5 protein-coding genes are annotated in these 2,916 nt (G+C 68.2%); 1 reads left to right on the top strand and 4 read right to left on the bottom strand.

The genetic code is table 11. The features are described from left to right. The first annotated feature begins 129 nt into the window (after positions 1–129). Positions 130–711, top strand: coding sequence for a phosphopantetheine-binding protein (locus tag GWK61_RS60420; RefSeq protein ID WP_194922141.1), 582 nt, complete (start codon positions 130–132; stop codon positions 709–711). On the opposite strand, the gene GWK61_RS59110 is transcribed toward GWK61_RS60420, so the two are convergent. From GWK61_RS59110 to GWK61_RS53685, 4 genes are all read right to left on the bottom strand, one after another. Further along, the gene (locus GWK61_RS59110; protein ID WP_267254606.1) at positions 699–824 is read right to left on the bottom strand and encodes a hypothetical protein; all 126 of its coding nucleotides are present in this window, start codon (positions 822–824) and stop codon (positions 699–701) included. The genes GWK61_RS60420 and GWK61_RS59110 overlap by 13 nt on opposite strands. Positions 825–1,266: 442 nt before the next feature. After that, positions 1,267–1,488, bottom strand: coding sequence for a DUF5988 family protein (locus tag GWK61_RS53675; protein ID WP_194922143.1), 222 nt, complete (start codon positions 1,486–1,488; stop codon positions 1,267–1,269). Between the two features lie 222 nt (positions 1,489–1,710). Further along, positions 1,711–2,586: an IS3 family transposase gene (locus GWK61_RS53680; RefSeq protein WP_194922144.1), complete on the bottom strand. Its 876-nt coding sequence runs from the start codon at positions 2,584–2,586 to the stop codon at positions 1,711–1,713. Positions 2,587–2,676: 90 nt separating this feature from the next. After that, a partial coding sequence (locus tag GWK61_RS53685; RefSeq protein ID WP_228564508.1) for a transposase occupies positions 2,677–2,916 on the bottom strand: 240 nt, incomplete at its 5' end.

Below are 2,916 nucleotides of genomic sequence, written 5' to 3' on the forward strand. Positions count from 1 at the left end.
CTCCTGGACACCGCCCACACCACCGACCAACCCCTCCTCATCCCAGCCCACCTCACCAAACCCACCACCGCCGACAGGGCTCGAAGGAACCACCACGCGTCCGGCGCTGTGGCCCCGGGCCCGAATCTCATGGAGAAGCTGGCAGCGACTGTGGGCGCCGAGCGGGAGGACCTCGTGCTCAGCGCCGTGCTCGAATCAGTCGCGGCGATACTGCGGCACGGTGGCGTGGCAACGATCGATCCGGACCGGGGCTTCCTCGATCTCGGGATCGACTCCCTCACAGCGGTCGAACTGCGCAACCGCCTCGGCGGCGTCATCGGCGTCCGCCTGCCCGCCACCGCTATCTTCGACCACCCGTCGCCTGCCGCATTGACCTCGTATCTGTCAACGCTCGTTCCGAACGCCGCGCGATCCGTAGCCGCAGAAGGCCCGGTAGCCACGACGACCGGCACGGATGGCGATCCGGACCTCGCACTCGCGCGCCTGGAAGCGACGCTCACCCCCGACTCGAAGTGGTGGCCCGAGTCGGACACCGCGCATCGCGGTGAAGTCGCTGCCCGACTTCGCGTCCTGTTGTCCCGGCTGGACGCCAGGGGCTCCTCGACGCCAGCGGCCGAGGCCACGGCCGCGTTCGCCGACCTCACTTCCGCCTCTGACGAGGAGATATTCAGCTTCATCGACGGCGATCCGAGCGGCTCTCAACCTTCCTGATCGACGCCGCCGGCCGCGCCGTGCTCGACGACCGTTGTTGTGAAGCCCCGGTCGACCAGGTCGAGCACGCCCACGGCCACGCCTCGCTTGCGGTCGGGCGCCGCTTGCCTCACGACGGACCCGTCACAACAGCAAGAAGGTCGATGGGTCCAAGCGGCACGTCGTCATAGACATCCTCGGGATGTTGCTGACGATCCTGGCCACAGGCATCGACGTGCGGGACCGCGACAGTGCGATGCCGCTGCTGGAATGCCTGCGCATCAGTGACGTTTGGGCCGGCCGTGGCTACGCCGGAGGGTTGATAGCCAGCTGGTGCCATGATCCTCCGCCCGGCTGTCGGGCTGGCCGTCACAACACCGCGCGTCCGTACCAGGTCCCGAAGATGGCGAGGCCAAAGGTACCTCAGCGCCACCAGGCGTACGGCATCACGGCTACAACCTTTCGCGGGCCACCGCTATATACGTGCACATCGCAAGAGAAGAGCGCAGTCGGTGCCGAACTCCCGGAGTCACCGACTTGCGCTCGCCATAGAGCCGCCCCGGGGTTCAGGGCCGTCTACTCCGCGACATAGGTGCACTGGACCCAAACGAACACCTTCAGCAGCCGGCCGTCGTCGATCACCGTCTCGGAAGTGGACTCGTAGTGGTCGTACCGATTTCCGTTCTGCAGCTTGAGCACGCTGTCACTGTCCGCGACACTACGTACCCGCTTCTTGCCTGAGAGAGCCGCGGGCCCGCCGCGCAGGATGACGTTCGGCTCCCGGAGTGAATCGCTCATGCGACAAGCTTCTGCCGTGGCGCTAAGGGGGCGCTAAACGGATGAGCCGAACTACGCGCTGGCTCGTCGAACCTAGTGGCCGTGAGGACGTGGGTTGGGTGCGATGCGGCGTCGGCGGACGCGGGGCCGGCAGCATGGGAGGCGTGGTCGGTAACCCTGCTGGGCCGCGCCGGCCGGGCCCGGCTCGTATTGGGGCGGCCCCCGGGAAGTAGACACCGGGTTTCATGCGGCTAGGCTCTGAACTGTAGCAGAGCTATCAGGAAGCTTACTGTCGTGGTGGTGTCGCTGCTCGTAGGTGATCGGTGCGAGCCGTCCGGCCCGGCTGTGCCGGCGGCGGTGGTTGTAGAAGGCGATCCAGCGGAACGTCTCGCGGCGGGCTTCGGCCTCATCGGCGATGCGGCCGGTGGCCAAGGTGGTGACGGTTTCCCGCTTGTAGGTGGCGAAGAAGCTTTCGGCGGCGGCGTTGTCGAAGCACGAGCCCACGCGGCCCATGCTGCGGCGTATGCCTTGCTGGCGGCAGTAGTCGGCGGCCAGGGTAGAGGTGTATTCCGATCCGCGGTCGGAGTGGAAGATCACGCCGTCGACGTCCCCGCCGCGGACGGCGACGGCAGCGGTGAGCGCGTCGGCGACCAACTCGGCCCGGTGGTGGTCGGCGATCGACCAGCCGAGCAGCCGGCCGGAGAACAGATCGATCACGGTGGCCAGGTAGACGAACCCTGACTCGCCCACCGGGATGTAGGTGATGTCACCGCACCATTTGACGTCGGGTGCTCCGGCGTCGAAGTCGCGTCCCAGCAGGTCCGGGACGGGTGCGGCGGCCTTGTCTTGTTTGGTCAGGGCCCTGCGTCGGCGCAGGTGCCTGCCGATGATCTGGTGCTGGCGCATCAGCCTGGCGACCTTCTTGTGGTTGGCGGCCGTTGGTGGTTGCCCGTCGGTGCCGTCGGCCAGGTCCAGGGCGACGCGCTTGGCGCCGTAGGTGCACCTGGAGGCCTGATGGATTTTTCGGATCCGGCCGGTCAGCGCCTGATCGGCAGAGGCCTTGACCGCCCGGGCGGGCTCGGCGGCCCGCCCGGGCGTAGTAGCCGCCGCGCGGGGCACCGACCGCCTGGCACAGCCGGGTGACAGGATGCCGCTGCCCGGCCGGGAGGTCCGGGCTGGAGTGGACGGAGACGAACCGGTAGCGGCGGTTCAGCGGTTCGTCTCGCGCGCAAAAAACTGGGTGGCCTCGCGCAGAATCTCCTTCTCCTCCTCCAACACCCGCACCCGGCGGCGCAGCGCCGCCAACTCGGCCCGCTCGGCCTCATCCAGCCCGCCGGCAGCCGCCGACACCCGGTGCTTCTCGGCCGCCACCACCCAGTTGCGCAACGTCTCCGGAACCAGGCCCAGCTCACGAGCCACATCAGCGACCCTGCGCGGCGGGATCGAGTC

The sequence above is a fragment of the Catenulispora rubra genome (assembly GCF_015356825.1).
GTDB lineage: Bacteria > Actinomycetota > Actinomycetes > Streptomycetales > Catenulisporaceae > Catenulispora > Catenulispora rubra.